3 protein-coding genes and 1 pseudogene are annotated in these 4,954 nt (G+C 45.5%); 1 reads left to right on the forward strand and 3 read right to left on the reverse strand.

What is annotated here, in order from left to right; all coding sequences use genetic code 11:
* Nucleotides 1-28: 28 nt before the first annotated feature.
* Nucleotides 29-754, forward strand: coding sequence for a class I SAM-dependent methyltransferase (locus ACMJ0U_RS07265; protein ID WP_417129227.1), 726 nt, complete (start codon nt 29-31; stop codon nt 752-754).
* On the opposite strand, the gene ACMJ0U_RS07270 is transcribed toward ACMJ0U_RS07265, so the two are convergent.
* The 3 genes and pseudogenes from ACMJ0U_RS07270 to ACMJ0U_RS07280 form a co-directional block, all read right to left on the reverse strand.
* Nucleotides 744-1,865 (reverse strand): PepSY-associated TM helix domain-containing protein, encoded by a 1,122-nt coding sequence (locus tag ACMJ0U_RS07270; protein ID WP_417129225.1) that lies wholly within the window; start codon nt 1,863-1,865, stop codon nt 744-746. The genes ACMJ0U_RS07265 and ACMJ0U_RS07270 overlap by 11 nt on opposite strands.
* 10 nt (nt 1,866-1,875) lie before the next feature.
* Nucleotides 1,876-3,297 carry a DUF4374 domain-containing protein gene (locus ACMJ0U_RS07275; protein WP_417129226.1) on the reverse strand — a complete coding sequence of 474 codons (1,422 nt, stop codon included), beginning with the start codon at nt 3,295-3,297 and terminating at the stop codon, nt 1,876-1,878.
* Between the two features lie 26 nt (nt 3,298-3,323).
* Nucleotides 3,324-4,814: pseudogene (locus ACMJ0U_RS07280) on the reverse strand (TonB-dependent receptor domain-containing protein); the annotation flags it as partial.
* Nucleotides 4,815-4,954: the final 140 nt, after the last annotated feature.

Genomic DNA, 4,954 nt, shown 5'->3' on the forward strand with positions numbered 1-4,954 from the left:
GTGCGACGTAAAAACTGATTTGAGAACAATGGATACAACATTATTGCAGGTGGAGAAAGATCCGATGGGGGCCGCCATATACGATTATTTTAAAAATGGGAAAGCGGGAAGACTCAGGGTATTCTCTTCCCAGTTTGAGGAAGATGAAATTCCAGTGGGCGAATTGTTCCGCACGTATGAGGAAATGCCTTTATTGGAGCAGACTGCGCTGCAAATGGCTCAGGGAAAAATTCTGGATGTAGGTGCCGGCAGCGGATGTCACTCTTTGGCCTTGCAGGAAATGGGAAAAGCCGTTGTTGCCATTGATATTTCTCCGCGTTCGGTAGAAGTGATGTGTGAGCGTGGAGTGGATGCACGATGGGTAAACGTATTCGACCCACATTTCGTGGAGCGTTTCGATACCGTCCTGATGCTGATGAACGGCTCGGGAATTATCGGTCGTGTGGAAAACTTCGGGGAGTTTTTTCAGCGGATGAAACTGCTGCTGAACCCGGGAGGTTGTATTTTGATGGATTCAAGTGATTTGAGGTATTTATTTGAAGAGGAAGACGGTAGTTTCGTGGTCGATTTGGCTGCTGATTATTATGGGCAACTGGATTTCCGGATGCAGTACAAACAAATAAAAGGAGAAGCATTCGACTGGTTGTATGTGGATTTCAACACCCTGAGTCTGTATGCTTCTCAATATGGTTTCAAAGCAGAGCTGGTGAAAGAAGGCAGTCATTATGACTATTTGGCCAAACTTACCTTGTAGCTCTTTTCTTCTTTTTCAGCCATAAATAATACCCGCTGAGTGGAAGTACGCCTCCGATAAAAGCTGCCAGGAAATAGAGTATCTTTGTATAAATACCTCCCCAACTTCCAGTATGGAAGGCATAGAACCAGCTTCTCAGTTTCTGTGCACGAGGCACTTCCGCATAGGTTGTGGTTTCTGTAATCTCTCCGTTCTTTGGATTGAATTTCAGGGTATCCGTGCGGCGTAATTGCTGCCCTTGGATAACTTGTATCTTCTTTTCTTCTATACGGAGTGAAGTATAGCTGGTATATTTTGTCTGTACTTCCTGGATTGCTTTGTTCCAAGCCGTATAATCGGTTGGCTTCTTGCCTCCATTCTTACGTGTATCGTTTTCACTTGGTAGCAGGGAGGTCACGTGAGTTTGAACCTGTCTTGAAGTGTTCCCTCCAAAAAGTCCGTAAGCAAACGAACGATACCAGCCAAACGACCAGGTGAGCCCGGTAAGTGCCATGACCAGCAGGAAGAGGGTAGAATAAAAGCCCAAAGCTACATGGCTGTCATACCAGAAACGGCGCCATCCTTTGCGGCAGGAAACCTTCAGCCGGTTATTTAACGCTTTTCGAGTTCGAGGCCACCAGATAACAAGGCCACTGAAAAGAATCACAACCATTAGCAGGGTGGAGATGCCGACTATCATCTTCCCTACAGAAGAAGATCCTTTCTGTGGCGGAGGATTCAGCAGCCAGCGGTGCAGTTTCCGCATGGTCTGAAAAAAAGTGTTTCCTTCTATCCATCCGTTCACTTTTCCCGTGTATGGATTCACGCTCAGGCTTTTTCTGCCTGCGTTCTTGAAAGTCACCGTAGCTGCCTCGTCGGCTTTCCCTGAATATTGCAGTGAGGTTAGCCTGAGTGAATCGGCGGTCTGCTCCTTTATGCGGGCAATCAGCTGCGAAGGCGGAAGAACGGCAGCGTTCCCTTCCGGAACGCTTACCTTATATAAATGAGGGTTGCACGCCAGAGTGATTTCCTTTTCGAATACCAGTGCAGCTCCCGAAAAACAGATAATGGAAAGAATAATTCCCACAGGGATAGAAAGCCAGAGATGTATTTTCCCAAATAGTTTTCTCATTTTTGAATCCTTATGATTGGGTTAATGCAATTTTTCCTACTGTAGTGATTTCATCAGCTTCTACTTCCAAGCCTTTAACGGCGATACCGGTTTCCGGATTTATCTTGTAGAATGTGGGAGTCGCACCTTCTTCTGTGGTCAGTACCGGCATATAAAAGTACTTGTTTTCCAGATAAGGTGAATTGCCAAAAGAAGAAATCAGGTTTTTGTCAGGCAATCCTGTGATAGGAATCAGCTTTTTTTCGCTGGCCTTAAAAATCACCAGCTCATTTTTCGGTGCGTTGGTACCCAGAGTTGCAACCTCTTCAATACTACATCCATAATTGTTGAGCAGGAAATAATCACCGCCCACATGCCAGCAACGGAACAACGGATGTCCGCTTGCACCGGTCATTGCTTCCAAGTTGCAGTAATAATCGTCGAAATTAGTGCTTCCAGCAGGAATACGTACGACTCCTGAAGGAAGTGTACCTTGTACCTTCGCTTTCAGGTTGGCGTCAGCCGCAGGCTGGGTCGCCGTACGTCCGTACCCTCCTGAGAATACATACAGGTTACCGTCATCGTCGCTCCAGATGGTCTGATAGTACTGAGAGCGCATGCGTCCGCAGGCAAAACCGATTTTGTCCGTTTCTGCAATAACCGGTGCTTCGTCGAAACTGCTTCCGCTATAGATGGCAATGTAGGCTTTGTCCGGATATTGGGTGGAAGGAATCTGACCGGCGGTGTATTTCCCGCTTCCTTGTCCTCCTGTACCGGTAGCCACGTAGTCCTGGCTTAACACCTTGTCAGGCCAAGTATTCACGCCATAGTGGCTCATACCCATCGGAATAATGGAAGTGTAGAGCTTTCCGTTGGCTTCCACGAACCCGGCCATAGTGACTTTTTCTCCGTTGCCCAGATAGTTTTCAGCCAGAATATCCTGCTGGTTGGTGCTGGTAGTACCGTTCTTGGCATTCAGGTAGTTAAATAAAAAGCCTTGTGCCGCATTGCCTTTGCTGTCAGTTAGTTTGGTATTTCCAGTAGATACGGTAATCACATTGTCACCCCATGTGCCATAAGTGGTAAAACGGTTGAAGGTATAACTGTATTTTTTCTGCGGCACATTGTTAGCGTCCAGATAATAACAGCCCCCGGTACCCTGTGAACCGTCATTGTATTTGATACCAAAGAAATAATTCTGGTCGTAAAAAATCCAGTAAGAAATCTGGTCCTGAAATTCTTTTCCGTTTTCGATGACGGAGATTTTTCCCTCGTCCAGACTTTCTGCGGTGAGTAGATAGGAAGTTCCTCCTGCCGTGACCGGAATGACATAGTTCCCTTTAAAATTGTTGTGATTGCTGAAGCTCGGGTCGTTTCCTTCGTTCTGACAACCCATGAACAGGCCTCCCATACAGAAGGCACCCACTCCTAAAATCAGATTCTTTTTAGTCATATTCTTGTATCTATATTTGTGATTGGTTAATTTCCAAAGTACACACGGAACTTCCCATAAAAAGCCCGTCCTGCTTTTTGCAGGCTGAAGTTGTCATACAACTTCTCGTCTGTGAGATTCCGACATTCCAATGAAAGGTTGTAACGTCCGTTCCGGATACTGTATCCTAAAGAGAGGTTATGCGAAATCTGTTGCGGAACCCGGATTTTGGTAGAAGGGTCACCGAAGTTTTCCCAATACAGCGGAAACTCATGCTGGTAGAAACAATCCCATCCGAATGTGAGGGTATTCCCTTTCGCAAACAGATTATGCCAGTAGAAGTTCATGTCTACGTTTGCATACTGGTAAGGAATGTTCGGGATACGCTGTCCGTATGTCAGTGCATTCTGTCCGCTGCTTGCTGCCCGTTTCTTTTCCTTGTCGCGGGTGTCAAGGTTGTTGAACGTACCTCCCATATTGAACCAGTTGCTGTAACTGTATCACAAAGACACATTGAACCCTTTTGTCTCTACCCGGCCATGATTGGTGTAACTTCCGTAGCTAGTGCCTCCTACGGTCGACAAGTCACGTTTGATGTAGTCTTGGGTATTACGGTAAATGATTCCTCCTTCTACGTACAGTCCGTGTTTGCCTAACTGCTTGTTGTAGCTGGCACTCAGGTTCACGTTGTCACTACGTTCGGGTTTCAAGTCAGCTTTTCCTGCTTCAAGGTCACCGTCACCAAATAATTCCTGTGTGCTGGGCATGCGCAGCGCCTTTTCGTAAGAGAGCTTCAACTGAATGGCTTTCCCTAAGAAATAGGTTCCTGCTGCTCCATATCCGAAAGACCTGACACGTTGCGACACTCGTGTATCACTTCCTACATTGTTGTCGCTCAACTGCACCGTTCCTTCACTGTAAGAATTGTAGTGCTTGCCGAAGACCGACAGATTCCATTTTTCAGAAGGCATCAGGCGATAAGATAATCCTGCAATGTTCTTACGGCTCTTAGTAGGTTCATCGTAATCTTCCAATACTGCATTCTTCTCTATCAGACTCCGGCCTGTACGACGAAAAGTACTGAATACATTATTAAATGTAAACGAATGCATTTTTCCCAGTCGGTATACCGCAGTAAGTGTGGTATTCCAGTTTGTATTGATTTGTTCACTGAACTGGTGATTCTGTTCGCCGGCAGTCGATCGGGGAATACGGTCGCCTAACCAGTTATATTTGTACATCGCTGTATCCACATTCGTAGTCAGGTTGTGGTTGTAATTGGCCGTAACCGTTACATCTAATCCTTTGGTGAAAAGATTCTGCTTGCGATATTCTACCGAAGGAACAATGGAATATCCATGACGATGTTTCTCGCCGAATACGATTTCCTGGTACACCCCATTCTGTATTTCTTTATAGAAATGCGAGTAAGCTACATTAAACATCAGCCGGTCAGCCCAACTCTTTCCGATAATTCCGATTTTTCCGATGACCGCTTCGTTGTGGAATGTATCATTGAATCGTTTTACACGCTGTATCACTACTGTCCAATAAAAGTTGGTTGATCGGTCTTTGAAATTATTGAAATACAGTCTTTTAAGTGGTATTTCCGAATGAAACGGATTTGAATTTGTAGCTTAGCGGTCAAATTGAAGACTGCTTATGAACCAAGACAAAT

Origin of the sequence: Phocaeicola sp., assembly GCF_048170425.1 — a bacterium.
Classification (GTDB): domain Bacteria; phylum Bacteroidota; class Bacteroidia; order Bacteroidales; family Bacteroidaceae; genus Phocaeicola.